Below are 18134 nucleotides of genomic sequence, written 5' to 3'. Positions count from 1 at the left end.
TCCAGCAAAACCTTGAATGGTTGCTTCCACCGGCGACACTGCTAGCATCCGTGTCTCTTAGCCGCTTCGCACTGCCAGGGATCGCAATGCCGAAAAACCCTTTGGATACCCGCTACCAGATCGAGACCCCTGAAGGCATAGATCTGCCCTTGCGCCCGGCAGGCCTGCCGCCGCGGGTACTGGCCTTTGCTTTCGACCTGGGCTTGCGTGGCTTGGTCATGGGCATCCTGCTCGTGCCGCTGGCCCTGTTGGGCAATATTGGTATTGGCCTGGGTTCATTGCTGCTGTTTCTGGTCAGCTGGTGGTACATGGTCTTGTTCGAAGTGCTCAATCAAGGCTGCTCTCCAGGCAAGCAGGTCATGGGCCTGCGGGTCGTACAGGACGATGGCACGCCTGTCGGCTGGTCCGCCTCGCTGATCCGCAACCTGCTGCGCTTTGTCGACATGCTGCCCTTCGGCTACTTCCTCGGCGCCATCAGTTGCCTGCAACACCCTCATTTCAAACGGCTCGGCGACCTCGCCGCCGGCACCCTGGTGATCTACCGCGAACAATCACTGGCCCGCCCCCGGATACCCCAAGCGGCTGCGTTGCGCCTGCCCTTCGCCCTTGACCTGAGCGAGCAGCGCGCCATTCTCGGCTTCGCCGAACGCCAGGGCGAACTCTCTACCGAACGGGTGCATGAACTGGCGTCCATCCTCGCGGCCCCTCTGCAAGTGTCCCCTGCACGCGCCGTAGAGCAACTCAATGGTGTGGCCCGTGGCTTGTTGGGGCCGACATGAAGCAGAGCCTGTTCGAAAGCCGTCACCAGCCCCAATGGCAAGCCTTTGAAGCGCAACTGACACAGTTGGAGCAAGGCAAGGCTAAAGCCAGCGACGTGGCGGACTTCCCCCATCACTATCGCCGCCTGTGCCAGCACCTCGCGCTGGCACAGGCGCGTGGCTACAGCAGTTATCTGGTAGATCCGCTGCAGCAATTGGCCCTGCGCGGCCACCAGCAGCTCTATCGCCATCGCAGTCAATTGGGAGCAAAGGTTCTGAGTTTCGTCCTGGCCGACTTTCCGCGCCTGGTACGAGAGCAATGGCGCTTCGTGTTAATCGCCGGCCTGTTGTTTTTCGGCAGCCTGCTGGGAATAGCCCTGCTGGTTTACCTGTTTCCCGACCTGATCTACAGCATCGTCAGCGCCCAGCAGGTCGCCGAGATGCAAAGCATGTACGACCCCGCTGCCAGCCGCCTTGGGCGCGCCGCCGAGCGAGCCTCCAGCGAAAACTGGATGATGTTCGGCTACTACGTGATGCACAACATCGGCATCGCCTTCCAGACCTTTGCAGCCGGGTTACTGTTTGGCCTTGGCAGCGTGTTTTTTCTGATTTTCAACGGCTTGATCATCGGCGCAATCTGCGGCCATCTCACCGAAATTGGCTATGGCCAGACCTTCTGGTCGTTTGTCATCGGCCACGGTGCATTCGAGCTGACCGCCATCGCCCTGGCCGGCGCTGCGGGTTTGCAACTGGGGTGGTCGCTGATCGCTCCGGGACCGCTCGCTCGCAGCGAATCCCTGCGGTTGGCGGCGCGCAAAAGCGTGCAGATGCTCTGCGGTGTGATGGTGTTCCTGCTGATCGCTGCGTTGATAGAGGCGTATTGGTCTTCCACCACCGCTATCACACCTTGGATCAAATACCTGGTGGGTGCCGCGCTTTGGCTGCTGGTGGCCGCTTACCTGATTCTTGCAGGGCGGGTTCACCATGCGCCTGAGTGACGCCAGCGTGGTAATTCGCCCCCGCACTGCCTGGGAGGCCATGGACCTTGGCGTGTTGATGGCCAGGGAGCATCGCTGGCTGTTGATGAGCAGTTGGGCGCTGGTGAGCTTGCCGGTATTCGCCTTGCTCACCGTGGTGTTATGGGAGTCTCCTTCTGCCGCTGTTTTTCTGTTCTGGTGGCTCAAACCGGCGTTCGATCGGCTGCCGTTGTACATCCTGTCCAAGGCACTGTTTGGTGAAACACCCAGCGTCAAACAAGCCGTGCGCCATTGGCCGCGACTGTTAAAAAGCCAGCTGCTGGTCAGCCTGACCTGGCGGCGTCTGAGCCTGAGCCGCAGTTTCGTGCTGCCGGTGAGCCAACTCGAAGGCCTGGGTGGCCAGGCGCGTCAACACCGCCTTGGCGTGCTGTTACAACGCAACGCAGGGGCCGCGCGCTGGCTGACAATCATTGGCATGCACCTGGAAATCGGCCTGTGGTTTGGCTGCATGGCGCTGTTCTACCTCTTCATTCCTGAACAACTTGAACGGGATTGGGACTGGCAACGACTAGTGCTCGCCACCCGTTCGCAAGCGCTGTGGCTGGAGCATCTGGGCAACGCGTTCTATGCGCTGATATTGGTGTTCTGGGAGCCTATCTACGTCGCCTGCGGTTTCAGCCTGTACCTCAACCGCCGTACCCTGCTGGAGGCCTGGGACCTGGAACTGGTATTCCGGCGTTTACGCCAGCGCCTGGGCAGCGTGGCGACGCTACTGCTGTTGGCGGTCGGACTGATGCTGCAGGCCAGTCCACAGGTCATGGCGGATGAGTCCAGTAGCCCAAAGCAACTGAGCACCCCGGCCGCGAGTCAATCCATCAAGACTCTGCTGGCCCTCCCCCCGTTCAAAAACCCGGAAACCGTCACCCGCTATCGCTTCGGCGAAGACCAGCCTGCGGCCAAAGGCACCGCGCACGGTGAGGGCAAATTACCCGGATGGTTACAGGCACTGCTCGATCACCTCAACAGCAACACCTTCAAACACCTAGGCCAGGGATTGGAAATACTCCTGTGGAGCCTGTTGATTGGAGGCCTCGCGTTGCTCGGTTGGCACTACCGCGACGGGTTGCAGGCTTTTGTCAGTCGGCGCGCAATCAGTCAACCCAGGGTTACCAAGCCCGCTCCAACGCAGTTATTCGGCCTGGAACTGGACATAGACACTTTGCCCGACGACATCGCCAGCACTGCCGAACACTTATGGCCCACACAACCACGGCAAGCCCTCAGCCTTCTGTACCGAGGCCTGCTCAGCCACCTGTTGCATGACTACAACATGCCACTGAAAACCGCTGACACCGAAGGCCAGGTCCTGGAGCGTGTTCACCAATTACAACAACCGCAGCTGCTGGTGTTCAGTGATGAGCTGACACGCCACTGGCAGAACCTGGCCTACGGCCACCGGCTGCCCCCGCTCGCCGCCCAGCAAAAGCTCTGCAGCGACTGGCGCGCGTTATTCAAGTCGGACGCCGCGCAATGAACCGCCTGTTACTGTGGGCAGGTGTACTGCTGGCGTGCCTGCTGGGGGCCGGTGCATTTTATGCCTGGCACAAAGCGATCCCTTATGACGAAGTGGTTGAGCGCGGCCCATCGCCCCAAGCGCGGGAGAATCCCTATTTGGCGGCCGAGTACTTTCTGCGCCAGCAAGGCCTGAGCGTCGAGCATGCCAATAGCCTTGAACGCCTCGCTCACCTCCAGCCACAAGGCCACAGCCTTCTGCTGTTGGGTGATCGCGCCAACATGACCCCACGCCAGGTGGATCAACTGCTGGAGTGGGCAAAGTCCGGTGGCCATCTGCTGGTGGTCGCCGAAGCGCTGTGGGATGAAGAGACAGGTAAAAGCGGCGACCTGCTGCTTGATCGGTTGAACATCCACCAGACATTGAGCGAAACCTTCGATGAACCAGCCACGACGCGCAAAAAGAAAACGCCGGACCTGACCAAACTCTACGTCGACAATGAAACCGCCCCGGCGTACTTCAGTTTCGATACCGACTTCAACCTCACCGATCCCAAACACCTGGCACAGTTTTCAGCCAACAGCGCCAAATCCAGCCACCTCATGCAACGCAATTTCGGGCACGGCACCGTAACCGTGGTAACCGACAGCGAGCTGTGGAAACCCCCGGGCATCGGCCAACACGATAACGCCTGGCTGTTGTGGTACCTCAACCAAGGTACTGACGTGACCTTGTTGTTCAACAGCGACGTAGACAGCCTGTTGACCCTGTTGATGCGCTATTTCCCCCAAGCCTTGGTGGCACTCCTGGCGCTGATTGCCCTGGCACTCTGGCAGACCGGCATGCGCCAGGGCCCGATCCAGGCGCCTGCGCCCAGGGCACGTCGGCAATTGCAGGAGCATTTGAAGGCCAGCGCCGATTTCCTGCTGCGTCGCACCGGCCAGGGCACGCTCTTGCACGCCCTGCAGCGTGACATTCAGCGCGCTGCCCGCCGACGTCACCCTGGCTTTGAACACCTCGACACCGCTCAACAGTGGCAGGTACTCGAACGCCTGACGCGCCAACCCTCCCACATCATCAGTCAGGCCCTTGGGCCACTCCCGGCAAAACGGCTCACCAGCGCCGATTTCAGCCGTCAGGTGGCATGCCTGCAAACTCTCAGGAATGCCCTATGAGCGAACTCCCTGCAGCCACTGCCCCTACCGCCGAAAGCCTTCAACACGCCAGCCAGCAGGCACAGGCCCTGCGCGTTGAACTGCGCAAGGCGGTGATTGGCCAGGATCAGGTGATCGACGACGTACTGACCGCGCTGATCGCTGGCGGGCATGTCCTGCTCGAAGGCGTACCCGGCCTGGGCAAGACGTTGCTGGTGCGTGCCCTGGCGCGTTGCTTTGGTGGCGATTTCGCGCGTATCCAGTTCACACCTGACCTGATGCCCAGCGATGTCACCGGCCACGCCGTGTATGACCTGCACACCGAGCAGTTCAAGCTGCGCAAGGGGCCGCTGTTCACTCACTTGCTGCTGGCCGATGAAATCAACCGCGCTCCGGCCAAGACTCAAGCCGCCTTGCTTGAAGCCATGCAGGAGCGCCAAGTCACTCTCGAAGGCGAGGCGCTGCCTATCGGTCAGCCCTTCATGGTGCTGGCGACCCAGAACCCTATCGAACAGGAAGGTACTTACCCCCTGCCCGAAGCCGAACTCGACCGTTTCATGCTCAAAGTGCGCATGGACTACCCCGATGCTCGGCAAGAACTGGAGATGGTGCGCGAAGTGACTCGCTCGTCCCGGGCAGACATGCTCGATGTGCACCCGCTACGTACAGTGCTGCAGGCCCAGGACGTGTTGCACCTGCAGCAGGTTGCGAGCGAACTGGCGCTGGATGAGCAAGTCCTCGACTACGCCGTGCGCCTGGCGCGAGCCACCCGCACCTGGCCTGGGCTGGCCATCGGCGCCGGCCCTCGGGCCTCCATCGCCCTGGTTCGCGGGGCCCGGGCACGCGCTTTGTTGCGTGGCGGTGAATTCGTCACCCCTGACGATATCAAGGGGTGCGCGCTGGCTGTGCTGCGTCACCGGGTGCGCATTGCGCCGGAACTGGACATCGACGGGCTCGAGGTAGACCAAGTGCTCCAGCAACTGCTGGACCAGATCGCGGCGCCCCGGCAGTGACTCGTCCATGAAGCCGACCCGCCTGTTGCTCAGCTGGCTGAGCGTGCTGCTGGGCCTGAACATCCTGCTCGGCGCCGCAACGGCGCTGCAGCTTAAAGTGCCCGACACACTGCACTCGATAGCCTGGGGCTTGTTACTGGCGCTGTTGCTGCTGGCGCTGCTGGATTCCGTGCGCCTGAAGCGTCGCCCCGGTGTGCAAGTACAAAGGCAAATGCCGGGCAGCCTGGCACTCGGACGCTGGGGAGAAGTGCGCCTGACCCTGACGCACGATTACTCGCAACCAATGACAGTGAAGGTGTTCGATCATGTTCCTGACGGCTTGAGCATGGAAAACCTGCCCCAAAGCATTGAACTGCGCCCCGGTGAACACAGCGAACTGGGCTACCGCCTGCGGCCTTTGCGCCGTGGACACTTCAGCTTCAGCCGCTGTGAAATTCATCTGCCCAGCCCCATTGGGCTATGGTCGGCACGGCAATTTGTCGAGGTCAGCGATACGACTCGCGTCTACCCGGATTTCGCTCACTTATACGGCGCACAGTTGCTCGGTGTGGATAACTGGCTCAGCCAACTCGGCGTGCGCCTACGCCAGCGAAGGGGCCTGGGGCTGGAGTTCCACCAACTGCGCGAATTTCGCGAGGGTGACAGCCTGCGCCAGATCGATTGGAAGGCCACCGCACGACAACGCACACCCATCGCCCGTGAATACCAGGACGAGCGCGACCAGCAGATTGTGATCATGCTCGATTGCGGTCGACGCATGCGCAGTCAGGACGGCGATTTGTCACATTTCGACCATGCACTCAACGCCTGCCTGTTGCTCAGTTATGTCGCGCTGCGTCAGGGCGATGCCGTGGGGCTGAGCACCTTTGCCAGTGACCAGCCGCGTTACCTGGCGCCGGTCAAGGGCAGCGGCCAGCTGAACCTGCTGCTCAATGCGGTGTACGACCTGGATACCACCCGCCGGACGGCCGACTATCAAGCTGCGGCCAGCCAACTGCTGGCCCGGCAAAAACGCCGGGCGCTGGTGATCGTGGTCACCAATCTGCGCGATGAAGACGATGAAGCACTGCTGACAGCGGTCAAGCGCATCAGCCGACAGCATCGGGTACTGGTGGCGAGCCTTCGGGAGGAAGTACTCGATGATTTGCGCCAAGCCCCCGTGCAAACCCTGCCCGAAGCATTGGCTTATTGCGGGACGGTCGACTACCTCAATGCACGCAACGAACTCCATGACCGGTTGAGCGCCCATGGGTTATCCGTACTGGACACGCCCCCATCAGCGTTGGGGGCCGCGCTCGTCACGCGTTATCTGGGTTGGAAAAAAGCCGGTGTGTTCTAAAAGCGTGCTGACACAAACACCTTGCCAAGGCCGGGCTAACGATCCAACCCGGGCCAACACGTTCAATGCCTAAGCGGATGCCTGTAACGGATCGAAGCTGAAGTAATTCAACAAGGCGCTGATCAGCTGGCTGTACTCTTCGCCCGCCTCGATCACGCTGAACCCCGAGTCGTAATGCTGCGGGTTGATGTCTTCATGGCTCCACAAGCAGGTCGCGGTCAGGTCAATCGCCTGGCACTCGCCGGTCGGGCCAGGAATTTTCAGACGCAACTCGAAATCCACGTCGACCATCATGGGCAACTGGCTGATCAACATCAGCCCACTTTCGGACGCGTTGCCCAGAAAACCGATAGGTTTATCGGTAACACGGTTGAATACCTGCAGGAAGCAAGGTAGCTGGTGCCGCTCGATCCGTCGGTGGGTAAACATGTGAGATCGCCATCCAATGGCCATGCCCTGGCCGGTCCAGTGATTCGGAACGAGCCAATGGCTCGCTCTCCCTGGATCTCGGTGTGCCAACAGACGTCGCTATGGTCACTAAACAACTGCCGAATCCGGGCCTCGCATTCGTTCGAATAGAAACTTGTACAAACGAACATCCAAAGGATAGCTCAAGACTGGCGACGGGCCAGCTATAGCATGACAAATATCATTACAACGACGCCGGCCGTGTCTGTGCAGCACTGGCGCCGGGGTAATGCCCCAACTGTTGCAGGGTGTCGAGCCTGGCTCGCGCACGGTAGGCGTACTCACTTGTCGGGTACTGGCTGATGATGAATTGATAGGTCTGGACAGCATCCACAAACAATTTCTGTCGCTCCAGGCATTGGCCGCGCAACATCGAGACCTCCGGTTGCACATAGCGACGGGTGCGGCTCTCGCGGTCAACCTGGGACAATTCCAGCGTGACGCGCTCGCAATCACCCACCCCATAAGCACGGTAAGCGTTGTTCAAATGGTGGTCCATCGACCAGCGGGTACAGCCGACAACACTGACGGCTAGGGCAGCAACGAGCAAAATTCGCATGGGGGTTCTCCTGTCTTGAGCAGTGTATCGACCCCTCGTCGAAAATCTTCAAGGATGTTCGTCTATTCAACCGCTGCAAAAACAAGCCAATCGTCGATAAGTAGTGCAAACGAACAATGACTACAACGAAAGAGCATAGTAGCCTTCTCCAGCGCTTGAACTCAGGAGTCTGTGCATGTCCGTCCGTCGTACCAAAATCGTCGCCACCCTTGGCCCGGCCAGTAACTCGCCGGAAGTCCTCGAACAGCTGATTCTGGCTGGTTTGGACGTTGCCCGTCTGAACTTCTCCCACGGCACCCCGGACGAGCACAAGGCTCGCGCCAAGCTGGTGCGTGACCTGGCCGCCAAGCACGGCCGCTTCGTGGCGCTGCTGGGTGACCTGCAAGGCCCGAAAATCCGTATCGCCAAATTCGCCAACAAGCGTATCGAGCTGAAGATCGGTGACAAGTTCACCTTCTCCACCAGCCATCCGCTGACCGAAGGCAACCAGCAAGTCGTGGGTATCGACTACCCGGATCTGGTCAAGGACTGCGGCGTCGGCGACGAACTGCTGCTGGACGATGGCCGCGTGGTCATGCGCGTCGACACCGCCACCCCGACCGAACTGCACTGCACCGTGATCATCGGTGGCCCGCTGTCCGACCACAAAGGCATCAACCGTCGCGGCGGTGGCCTGACGGCGCCGGCGCTGACTGAAAAAGACAAGGCCGACATCAAGCTCGCCGCCGAAATGGAAGTGGACTACCTCGCGGTGTCCTTCCCGCGCGACGCGGCCGACATGGAATACGCCCGTAAACTGCGCGACGAAGCCGGCGGTACTGCCTGGCTGGTAGCGAAGATCGAACGCGCCGAAGCCGTTGCCGATGACGAAACCCTCGACGGCCTGATCAAGGCTTCCGACGCTGTAATGGTTGCGCGTGGCGACCTGGGCGTGGAAATCGGTGACGCCGAGCTGATCGGCATCCAGAAAAAGATCATCCTGCACGCCCGCCGCCATAACAAAGCGGTGATCGTGGCGACCCAGATGATGGAGTCGATGATCCAGAACCCGATGCCAACCCGCGCCGAAGTGTCCGACGTAGCCAACGCCGTGCTCGACTACACCGACGCCGTGATGCTCTCGGCTGAAAGTGCTGCCGGCCCGTACCCGTTGGAAGCCGTACAAGCCATGGCGCGGATCTGCGTCGGTGCCGAAAAGCACCCGACCAGCAAGACCTCCAGCCACCGCATCGGCAAAGTGTTCGAAAGCTGCGACCAGAGCATCGCCCTGGCAGCCATGTACACTGCCAACCACTTCCCGGGCGTTAAAGCGATCATCGCCTTGACCGAAAGTGGCTACACGCCGTTGATCATGTCGCGCATCCGTTCCTCGGTGCCGATCTACGCGTTCTCCCCGCACCGCGAAACCCAGGCCCGTGCGGCCATGTTCCGTGGCGTGTACACCGTGCCGTTCGACCCGGCCTCGTTGCCGCCGCATGAAGTCAGCCAGGCTGCCATCGACGAGCTGATCAAGCGCGGCGTTGTGGAGAAAGGCGACTGGGTCATCCTGACCAAGGGCGACAGCTACCACACCATCGGTGGCACCAACGGCATGAAGATCCTGCACGTTGGCGACCCAATGGTCTGAGTGACAGGCTGAAAAACAAAAGCCCCGCCATGTGAATGGCGGGGCTTTTTGCATGTCAGGCTGGCGGTTGTGTTGGCGTCACTGGCCTCTTCGCGAGCAAGCCCGCTCCCACATTTGACCGCGTACACGCTGAAGAAACGCGCTCGAATGTGGGAGCGAGCTTGCTCGCGAAGACGTCAGAACAATCGACAAAATCTAGCGCCTGGTGACAAAAGCCGACAACGCCGCAATCGCCTCCGGCGATTTCAACCGCTGCGTAAACAAAGCCCCCTCCTCTTCAATCACTTGGCGCAACTGCTCGCGATCTACACTTTTCATCAAATGTTTGCTGACTTGCACTGCGCCCGGCGCCAGGGTTTCAAAGCGTTCAGCCACTTCCCGCGCCTTGGCCAGCGCCGCTTCACCGCCGCTCAACGCCTGCGTGGCAATGCCCCACGCGGCCGCCTGCTCACCAGTGAATCCCTCGCCCAGCAGCAACAGCTCAGCCGCCTTGGCATGCCCCAGCAATCGCGGCAGGATCAGGCTTGAGCCAAACTCCGGACACAGCCCAAGGTTGACGAATGGCATGCGCAAGCGCGCGTCGCGGCTGATATAGACCAAGTCGCAGTGCAGCAGCAGAGTCGTACCGATGCCCACCGCCGCGCCGGCCACAGCGGCGATCACTGGTTTGCGGCAATTGAGCAGGCTTTTCATAAAGTGAAACGGCGGGCTGTCGAGGTCGCTGGGCGGCTGTTCGAGGAAATCGCCGATGTCATTACCGGCGGTAAAACACTCACGGCTGCCCTGAATCAGCACGGCACGGATGTCTGGGTCCGCATCGGCCTGCTCCAACGCGTGGGCCAATTGCGTGTACATGGCGCGGGTCAGGGCGTTTTTCTTGTCCGGGCGGTTGAGCTGCAAGGTCAGCAGCCCGCGTTCGCGTTGCAGCAGGATGGCGTCGGTCATGGTGGATCTCGCGGCTGTAGAAATCAGCGCTCAACCACGGGGCACAAACACATCGGCCAGCAGTTGATTGCGCGGCAGACCGGCCAGGAACAAGCGCTTGGAAAACGCCTCGACGCTGACAGGGTGCCCGCAGAGTAAGGCCAGAGTTTGCCGCGAAACAAGCCGCAGTTGCGCCAATGCCTGGGTCAACTCAGCCGCAGTCCACAGCTCCACGGTGACGTTTGGATGCTGCAAAGCCAACTGCGCCAGGGGCTCGGCCAGGTAATGCGCGTCGGCATCATGAGCCAGGTGAATCACACGGATGGCGCCCTGATGATCCTGGCGCAACGCCTCGCGCAGCACGCCCCATAACGGCCCAAGCCCGGTGCCGGCGGCCAGCAGCCATAGCGGCCGCGAATGCCAGTCGGGATCGTATTGCAGCGCCCCGCCCCTCAATTCGCCCAGGCGCAGGTCGTCTCCCAGTTGCAACTGGCGGGCGATATTTATGAATTCACCGGGCTGACGGCAATCGAGGTGAAACTCCAGGAACGGATCTTCCTGGGGCAAGCTCGCCAGCGAATAGGGCCGCGCCACCTGTCCCGCCCACACCACCAGATGCTGCCCGGCGCGATAACGCAGGCCACGTTCCGGTTGCAAGCGCAGGCGCAGCACACTCGCATTCAACCAGTCGACGCCCACCACCTTGGCGGGCAAACCGTCACGCAGCGGGTCGAACGTTTCGACTTGCACGTCCCCGACAACCTGGCATTGGCACGCCAAGCGCCACCCCTGCTGACGTTGCGCCGGGCTCAAGGCGTCGGGCTGTTTGTCCTCAACCGCACCCTGGCAGCGCACCAGGCACGCATGGCAACTGCCCGCCCGGCAACTGTAAGGCACGGCCACACCCGCCAGATTCAGGGCATCCAGCAAGTTGCTGCCGGTGGCTACCGACCAGTGGCGTTCGCCGACGTGCAGTTCAGGCATATAAGGTCTCAATCAGAAGGGGCGCGCACAGGGAATCATGCCTGCGACAGTTTGACCATAGTCGGGTGTATCGGCCACCGCGCCGGGTTATACTGCCGCGCCTTTTTAGCGTCGCGCCTGCACCTACGGCGTGCCTTGGAAAGGTGGACTCAGCCGACCGATGTACCCCACTGAGCCACCTTTATTGAATGTTCCCTTATAGAGGAGCGCGACTCATGACCGTGATCAAGCAAGACGACCTGATTCAGAGCGTTGCCGACGCCCTGCAATTCATTTCCTACTACCACCCCGTTGACTTCATCCAGGCGATGCACGAAGCCTACCTGCGCGAAGAATCGCCGGCAGCCCGTGACTCCATTGCGCAGATCCTGATCAACTCGCGCATGTGCGCCACCGGCCATCGCCCGATCTGCCAGGACACCGGTATCGTCACCGTGTTCGTGCGCGTGGGCATGGACGTACGTTGGGATGGCGCCACCATGGGCCTGGACGACATGATCAACGAGGGCGTGCGTCGCGCCTACAACCTGCCGGAAAACGTCCTGCGTGCATCGATCCTCGCCGACCCGGCAGGTGCGCGTAAAAACACCAAGGACAACACCCCGGCCGTGATCCACTACTCCATCGTCCCGGGTAACACCGTGGAAGTGGACGTGGCAGCCAAGGGCGGCGGTTCCGAGAACAAGTCGAAAATGGCCATGCTCAACCCGTCCGACTCGATCGTCGACTGGGTGCTCAAGACCGTTCCGACCATGGGCGCCGGCTGGTGCCCACCGGGCATGCTGGGCATCGGCATCGGCGGCACCGCCGAGAAAGCTGCGGTGATGGCCAAGGAAGTGTTGATGGAATCCATCGACATCCACGAGCTGAAAAAGCGCGGCCCGCAGAACCGTATCGAAGAGATGCGCCTGGAGCTGTTCGAGAAGGTCAACCAACTGGGCATCGGCGCCCAGGGCCTGGGTGGCCTGACCACCGTGCTCGACGTGAAAATCATGGACTACCCGACCCACGCCGCCTCGCTGCCGGTGTGCATGATCCCCAACTGCGCCGCTACCCGTCACGCACACTTCGTGCTCGACGGTTCGGGCCCGGCGTCGCTGGAGGCGCCATCGCTGGACGCCTACCCGGAAATCGTCTGGGAAGCCGGCCCATCGGCCCGCCGCGTCAACCTCGACACGCTGACCCCGGAAGAAGTGCAAAGCTGGAAGCCAGGCGAAACCGTGTTGCTCAACGGCAAGATGCTCACTGGCCGCGACGCGGCGCACAAGCGCATGGTCGAGATGCTGAACAAGGGCGAAACCCTGCCGGTAGACCTCAAGGGTCGCTTCATCTACTACGTCGGCCCGGTTGATCCGGTGCGCGAAGAAGTGGTTGGCCCGGCTGGCCCGACCACCGCCACGCGGATGGACAAGTTCACCCGTCAGATCCTCGAGCAGACCGGCCTGCTGGGCATGATCGGCAAATCCGAGCGCGGCCCAACCGCCATCGAAGCGATCAAGGACCACAAAGCCGTGTACTTGATGGCTGTGGGCGGTGCGGCGTACCTGGTGGCGCAAGCCATCAAGAAGTCGCGCGTAGTCGCGTTCGCCGAACTGGGCATGGAAGCGATCTACGAGTTCGACGTGAAGGACATGCCGGTCACCGTTGCGGTGGACAGCAAGGGCGAATCCGTACACATCACCGGTCCTGCCATCTGGCAGAAAAAGATCAGTGAAAGCCTGGCGGTAGAAGTGCAGTAAGCACTTCACTGCGAGGATAAAGGCGACTGCGGCCCATGGCCCAGTCGCCTTTTTTATGGCCGACTCATTCCTTCGGGCCAGTGGGGTCTGTTGCGGCTGGAGGGCATGTTGTGGCTAGAGGGATTGGTTGTGGCGAGCGGGCTTGCCCCGCGTTGGGTGGCGAAGCCGCCCCAATAAGGCCACCGCAGTGTGCCAGGCCTATCGCGGGGGCAGTTTTTAGGGCGGCTTCGCCCCCCCTACGCGGGGCAAGCCCGCTCGCCACAACAAGCCCGCTCGCCACAAACTGAACGGCGTGCATGCTATGGTGCTCACCCCTTACCGTGCCTGTTCATCACCGTATGATCGCGATCCCACGCCCCCTGCGCCTGACCTTCTATTCCCTGTTGATCATCGCCGGAGCGGTGCTGGCCGCTGCGTTGGCCACTCGCCATGCCGAACGCCAAGCCTTGGTGGATGACGCCGCCCGCGCCAATCAACAGCTCACGCTCTATGGCAATTCCCTGCACACCCTGATCGAACGCTACCGCGCCCTGCCCGCCGTACTGGCGCTGGATTCGGAAATGATCAGCGCCTTGAAAGGCCCGCTCGACGCCACCACCCAAGACCTGCTCAACCGCAAACTGGAGCGCATCAACGGCGCAGCACAGTCCTCAACCCTGGAACTGATGGACCGCAACGGCCTGGCCGTGGCCGCCAGTAACTGGAACTTGCCGAGCAGTTATGTCGGCCACAACTACGCCTTTCGCCCCTATTTCAGCCAGACCTTAAGCCAAGGCACCGGGCGTTTTTATGCGGTTGGGGTAACCACCGGCATTCCGGGTTACTTCCTCTCCAGCGCGGTGGTCGATGAACATGAGCAGTTTCTCGGCGCCATGGTCGTGAAGCTCGAACTCTCCGAACTTGAACGTGAGTGGGCCCAGGGCAATGACCTGCTGCTGGTCAGCGACGCGCGCGGCATCGTGTTTATCGCCAACCAGCCGGGCTGGCGTTATCGCAACCTGCGGCCGCTGTCGGCCAGCGACCTTGCCGAACTCAAGGCCACGCGCCAATACGATAAAAAGCAATTACAGCCCCTGCAAACCCAGACGCTGCAGCGCTTCGATGAAAACAGCCACCTGATGCGCGTCAATGGCCCTGACGGCAATGCCAACTACATCTGGGAATCCCTGCCACTGAAGGCCGAAGGCTGGACCCTGCACCTGCTGCGCAAACCGCAGTTCGCCTTTGAGGATCAGCGCAACGCCGGCCTCGCCGCTGCTGGCTCGTGGCTGGCGCTGGTGTTTCTGGTGCTGTTCCTGACCCAACGCTGGCGCCTGGCCCGCCTGCGCCAGCGCAGCCGCGAAGAGTTGGAACAGCTTGTGGAGGAGCGCACCCAGGCGCTGCGCACGGCCCAGGATGGCTTGGTGCAATCGGCCAAACTGGCGGCACTGGGCCAGATGTCCGCCGCACTCGCCCATGAAATCAACCAGCCGCTGACCGCCCAACGCATGCAGTTGGCGACTCTGCGCCTGCTGCTGGACCACGGCCGCGTGGACGATGCCTACCAAGCGCTCACACCGCTGGACGACATGCTCACGCGCATGGCCGCACTCACCGGCCACCTCAAGACCTTCGCGCGCAAAAGCCCCAGCGGCTTGCGCGAAAAGCTCGACGTGGCCACCGTCGTCGACCAATCCCTGCACTTGCTCGACGCGCGCCTGCGCGACGAAGCCATCGGCGTGGTGCTGGACCTGGCCCGCCCCGCCTGGGTCCGCGGTGATGCCATCCGCCTGGAGCAGGTGTTGATCAACCTGCTGCGCAACGCCTTGGATGCGATGGCCGACAAGCCACGCAAACGCCTGGAGATCCGCCTGCACGCCGACCAGCAGTTGTGGCGACTGACCGTCAGCGACAGCGGCGGCGGCATTGCAGAAGAACACTTGAGCAGCGTGTTCGACCCGTTCTTTACCACCAAACCCGTCGGAGACGGCCTCGGCCTCGGGCTGGCGGTGTCCTACGCTATCGTGCATGAACTGGGCGGGCGCCTGCTCGCCGGCAACCGTGGCGACGGCGCAATATTCACCTTGACCTTACCGATTGCGCTGGAGACGCCCGACCTATGTTGAACGCCGTGATTGTGGTCGATGACGAAGCCAGCATTCGCACGGCCGTCGAACAATGGTTGAGCCTGTCAGGGTTTGACGTGCAGTTGTTCAGCCGCGCCGAGGAATGCCTGGCGCACCTGCCCAGGGACTTTGCCGGAGTGATCTTGAGCGATGTGCGCATGCCCGGGCTCAGCGGCCTGGAACTGCTGGCCGAAGTGCAACGCCGGGATGCCGATTTGCCGGTGATTCTGCTCACCGGCCACGGCGATGTGCCGATGGCGGTGGAAGCGATGCGCGACGGCGCCTATGACTTTCTGGAAAAGCCCTTCAGCCCCGACGCCTTGCTCAACAGCCTGCGCCGCGCCCTGGACAAACGCGGGCTGATCCTAGAAAACCGTCGTCTGCATCAACAGGCCGACCATCGCGCGCAGCTCGAATCGAGCCTGCTGGGCGTGTCCCGAGGCTTGCAGAACCTGCGACGTCAGGTGCTCGACCTGGCGAACCTGCCGGTCAATGTGTTGATCCGTGGCGAGACCGGCAGCGGTAAAGAGCTGGTCGCGCGCTGCCTGCACGATTTTGGCCCGCGCGCAAAAAAGCCGTTTGTAGCGCTCAACTGCGCCGCCATCCCCGAGCAGTTGTTTGAGGCCGAATTGTTCGGCCACGAAAGTGGCGCGTTCACCGGAGCCCAAGGCAAGCGTATTGGCAAGCTGGAATATGCCCATGGCGGCACGCTGTTCCTGGATGAAATCGAGAGCATGCCGCTGGCCCAGCAGGTGAAGTTGCTGCGCGTATTGCAGGAACAAAAGCTTGAGCGACTGGGCTCCAACCAAAGCATTCACGTGGACTTGCGCATCATTGCCGCCACCAAGCCGGACCTGCTGGAAGAGGCGCGCGCCGGGCGCTTTCGCGAAGATTTGGCCTACCGACTGAACGTCGCACAGCTGCGCCTGCCACCTCTGCGCGAGCGCCGCGAAGACATTCCGCTACTGTTCGACCACTTTGCCCACAGCGCCGCCGAGCGCCTGGGCCGCAGCGCCGAGCCCTTGAGCGGCGCGCAACTGGGGCGCCTGCTCAGCCATGATTGGCCGGGTAATGTGCGTGAACTGGCCAACGTCGCCGAGCGCCAAGTGCTGGGCCTGGGTGAACCGGAGCCGGAAGGTATCGAGGCCGGGCAATCCCTGGCGGCGCAGCAGGAAGCCTTCGAAGCGCATTGCCTGAAAGCGGCGCTGGTGCGCCACAAGGGTGATATCAAGGCGGTGTTGGCGGAGCTGCAGCTGCCCCGTCGCACCTTCAATGAAAAGATGCAGCGGCATGGGTTGGTGCGGGAGATGTTTCTCTAGGCCAATCGTTGTGTTGACTGGCAGGCCGCTATCGGGGGCAAGCCCCCTCCCACACTTGAGCGTGTTCACAAATCAAAATGTGGGAGGGGGCTTGCCCCCGATAAGGACAGCAGCCATAAGCGGATTTCCGCTCATCACCTGAAAATCATCAGCAAATTTCCGCTCAATAAAATCTTGTACCCCTTCTATTCCGGGCCTTCACCCACCTGGCACAGCTCCTGCTATAGCCCCAGCCAGGCAGTGCTCAAGCACGCTCCATAAAAACAACTAGATGAAGGATCCTTCAATGGATAACTCCAACTCCCTGCCTCTGGGGTCGGCGGCTGCGCCGGCAAAAGAACGCAGTACTTCCAGCCGGATCAAATCGATTTTCAGCGGTTCGGTCGGCAACATGGTCGAGTGGTACGACTGGTACGTCTACGCCGCCTTCTCGCTGTACTTCGCCAAGGCCTTCTTTCCGAAAGGCGACACTACCGCCCAACTGCTGAACACCGCCGCGATCTTCGCCGTGGGCTTCCTGATGCGCCCGATCGGTGGCTGGCTGATGGGGCTGTACGCCGACCGTGCCGGTCGCAAAGCGGCCTTGATGGCTTCGGTGCTGTTGATGTGCTTCGGCTCACTGATCATCGCCCTGAGCCCGGGTTATGAAACCATCGGCGTCGGCGCACCGATCCTGCTGGTGTTCGCCCGCCTGCTGCAAGGTTTGTCGGTGGGTGGCGAGTACGGTACCTCGGCCACTTACTTGAGCGAAATGGCGACCAAGGAACGTCGCGGCTTCTTCTCCAGCTTCCAATACGTGACGCTGATCTCCGGCCAACTCATCGCGCTGGCAGTATTGATCGTGCTGCAACAGGTGCTCACCACCGAACAACTGTACGACTGGGGCTGGCGCATCCCGTTCGCCATCGGCGCCCTGTGCGCAGTGGTCGCGCTGTACCTGCGTCGTGGCATGGAAGAAACCGAGTCGTTTACCAAAAAGGAAAAGGCCAAGGAAAGCGCCATGCGCACCTTGATGCGCCACCCCAAGGAACTGATGACCGTGGTCGGCCTGACCATGGGCGGCACCCTGGCGTTCTACACCTACACCACCTACATGCAGAAATACCTGGTGAACACGGTGGGCATGAGCATTTCCGACTCCACCACCATTTCGGCGGCCACGCTGTTTCTGTTCATGTGCCTGCAACCTATTGTCGGCGGGCTGTCGGACAAGGTTGGCCGCCGGCCGATCCTGATCGCCTTCGGTATCCTTGGCACCTTGTTTACCGTGCCGATCCTCACCACCCTGCACACCATCCAGACCTGGTGGGGCGCGTTTTTCCTGATCATGGCGGCACTGATCATCGTCAGCGGCTACACCTCGATCAATGCGGTGGTGAAGGCCGAGCTGTTCCCTACGGAAATCCGTGCCTTGGGGGTGGGCCTGCCATATGCGCTGACCGTGTCGATCTTCGGCGGTACGGCTGAATACATCGCGCTGTGGTTTAAGAGCATTGGCATGGAAACCGGCTACTACTGGTATGTGACGGCCTGTATTGCGGTGTCGCTGGTGGTCTACGTGACCATGAAAGACACCCGCAAGCATTCGCGGATTACCACGGACTAAACAGTGTGGGAGCGGGCTTGCTCGCGAAAGCGCAGTGTCAGTCGATGTT

Annotated in this window: 15 protein-coding genes; 11 read left to right on the top strand and 4 right to left on the bottom strand. The window is 61.4% G+C overall.

The window, feature by feature from the left end:
* Positions 1 to 86 precede the first annotated feature (86 nt).
* Genes L8K08_RS22355 through L8K08_RS22330 form a run of 6 tightly spaced genes read left to right on the top strand, consistent with a single transcriptional unit; the run spans position 87 to position 6754 of the window.
* Positions 87 to 779 (top strand): RDD family protein, encoded by a 693-nt coding sequence (locus L8K08_RS22355; protein ID WP_242199964.1) that lies wholly within the window; start codon positions 87 to 89, stop codon positions 777 to 779.
* Positions 776 to 1756, top strand: a complete 981-nt coding sequence (locus L8K08_RS22350) for a stage II sporulation protein M (protein WP_242199962.1) — start codon at positions 776 to 778, stop codon at positions 1754 to 1756. The genes L8K08_RS22355 and L8K08_RS22350 overlap by 4 nt, the downstream gene beginning before the upstream one ends.
* The gene (locus tag L8K08_RS22345; RefSeq protein ID WP_242199960.1) at positions 1743 to 3269 is read left to right on the top strand and encodes a DUF4129 domain-containing protein; all 1527 of its coding nucleotides are present in this window, start codon (positions 1743 to 1745) and stop codon (positions 3267 to 3269) included. Before L8K08_RS22350 ends, L8K08_RS22345 begins: the two co-directional genes overlap by 14 nt.
* On the top strand, positions 3266 to 4423 hold the full coding sequence (locus tag L8K08_RS22340) for a DUF4350 domain-containing protein (protein ID WP_242199958.1): 1158 nt from the start codon (positions 3266 to 3268) through the stop codon (positions 4421 to 4423). The genes L8K08_RS22345 and L8K08_RS22340 overlap by 4 nt, the downstream gene beginning before the upstream one ends.
* Positions 4420 to 5415 carry a MoxR family ATPase gene (locus tag L8K08_RS22335; protein WP_242199955.1) on the top strand — a complete coding sequence of 332 codons (996 nt, stop codon included), beginning with the start codon at positions 4420 to 4422 and terminating at the stop codon, positions 5413 to 5415. The genes L8K08_RS22340 and L8K08_RS22335 overlap by 4 nt, the downstream gene beginning before the upstream one ends.
* Before the next feature lie 7 nt (positions 5416 to 5422).
* The gene (locus L8K08_RS22330; RefSeq protein ID WP_242199954.1) at positions 5423 to 6754 is read left to right on the top strand and encodes a DUF58 domain-containing protein; all 1332 of its coding nucleotides are present in this window, start codon (positions 5423 to 5425) and stop codon (positions 6752 to 6754) included.
* Between the two features lie 69 nt (positions 6755 to 6823).
* On the opposite strand, the gene L8K08_RS22325 is transcribed toward L8K08_RS22330, so the two are convergent.
* Positions 6824 to 7183, bottom strand: a complete 360-nt coding sequence (locus L8K08_RS22325) for a PilZ domain-containing protein (RefSeq protein WP_145165394.1) — start codon at positions 7181 to 7183, stop codon at positions 6824 to 6826.
* A 223-nt stretch (positions 7184 to 7406) separates the two neighbouring features.
* On the bottom strand, positions 7407 to 7781 hold the full coding sequence (locus L8K08_RS22320; RefSeq protein WP_106578362.1) for a hypothetical protein: 375 nt from the start codon (positions 7779 to 7781) through the stop codon (positions 7407 to 7409).
* Positions 7782 to 7956: 175 nt separating this feature from the next.
* Here L8K08_RS22320 and pyk point away from each other — a divergent pair, with 175 nt between their 5' ends.
* Complete coding sequence (pyk, locus tag L8K08_RS22315; protein WP_106578361.1) at positions 7957 to 9408, top strand: pyruvate kinase; 1452 nt, start codon at positions 7957 to 7959, stop codon at positions 9406 to 9408.
* Positions 9409 to 9603: 195 nt separating this feature from the next.
* On the opposite strand, the gene L8K08_RS22310 is transcribed toward pyk, so the two are convergent.
* Both L8K08_RS22310 and L8K08_RS22305 read right to left on the bottom strand, forming a co-directional pair.
* The gene (locus L8K08_RS22310; RefSeq protein WP_242199953.1) at positions 9604 to 10353 is read right to left on the bottom strand and encodes an enoyl-CoA hydratase-related protein; all 750 of its coding nucleotides are present in this window, start codon (positions 10351 to 10353) and stop codon (positions 9604 to 9606) included.
* Between the two features lie 30 nt (positions 10354 to 10383).
* Entirely contained in the window at positions 10384 to 11316 is a 933-nt protein-coding gene (locus L8K08_RS22305; RefSeq protein ID WP_242199952.1) for an iron-sulfur-binding ferredoxin reductase, read from the bottom strand.
* A 215-nt stretch (positions 11317 to 11531) separates the two neighbouring features.
* On the opposite strand from L8K08_RS22305, the gene L8K08_RS22300 reads away from it, so the two are divergent.
* The 4 genes from L8K08_RS22300 (at position 11532) to L8K08_RS22285 (ending at position 18085) form a co-directional block, all read left to right on the top strand.
* The gene (locus L8K08_RS22300; RefSeq protein ID WP_005790979.1) at positions 11532 to 13055 is read left to right on the top strand and encodes a fumarate hydratase; all 1524 of its coding nucleotides are present in this window, start codon (positions 11532 to 11534) and stop codon (positions 13053 to 13055) included.
* 338 nt (positions 13056 to 13393) lie between these two features.
* A complete protein-coding gene (locus tag L8K08_RS22295; RefSeq protein ID WP_242199951.1) occupies positions 13394 to 15160 on the top strand; it encodes an ATP-binding protein in 1767 nt (588 codons plus the stop codon).
* Positions 15154 to 16479 carry a sigma-54 dependent transcriptional regulator gene (locus tag L8K08_RS22290; RefSeq protein WP_106578357.1) on the top strand — a complete coding sequence of 442 codons (1326 nt, stop codon included), beginning with the start codon at positions 15154 to 15156 and terminating at the stop codon, positions 16477 to 16479. Before L8K08_RS22295 ends, L8K08_RS22290 begins: the two co-directional genes overlap by 7 nt.
* A gap of 286 nt (positions 16480 to 16765) precedes the next feature.
* The gene (locus tag L8K08_RS22285; RefSeq protein WP_145165403.1) at positions 16766 to 18085 is read left to right on the top strand and encodes an MFS transporter; all 1320 of its coding nucleotides are present in this window, start codon (positions 16766 to 16768) and stop codon (positions 18083 to 18085) included.
* The last annotated feature ends 49 nt before the right edge of the window (positions 18086 to 18134 follow it).

The organism is Pseudomonas sp. TREG-RG-20F-10-E-6-01, from assembly GCF_022662455.1.
In the GTDB taxonomy this organism is placed as follows: domain Bacteria; phylum Pseudomonadota; class Gammaproteobacteria; order Pseudomonadales; family Pseudomonadaceae; genus Aquipseudomonas.
Note: the sequence above shows the minus strand (reverse complement) of the source record. Positions and strands in the feature narration are given on the sequence as shown.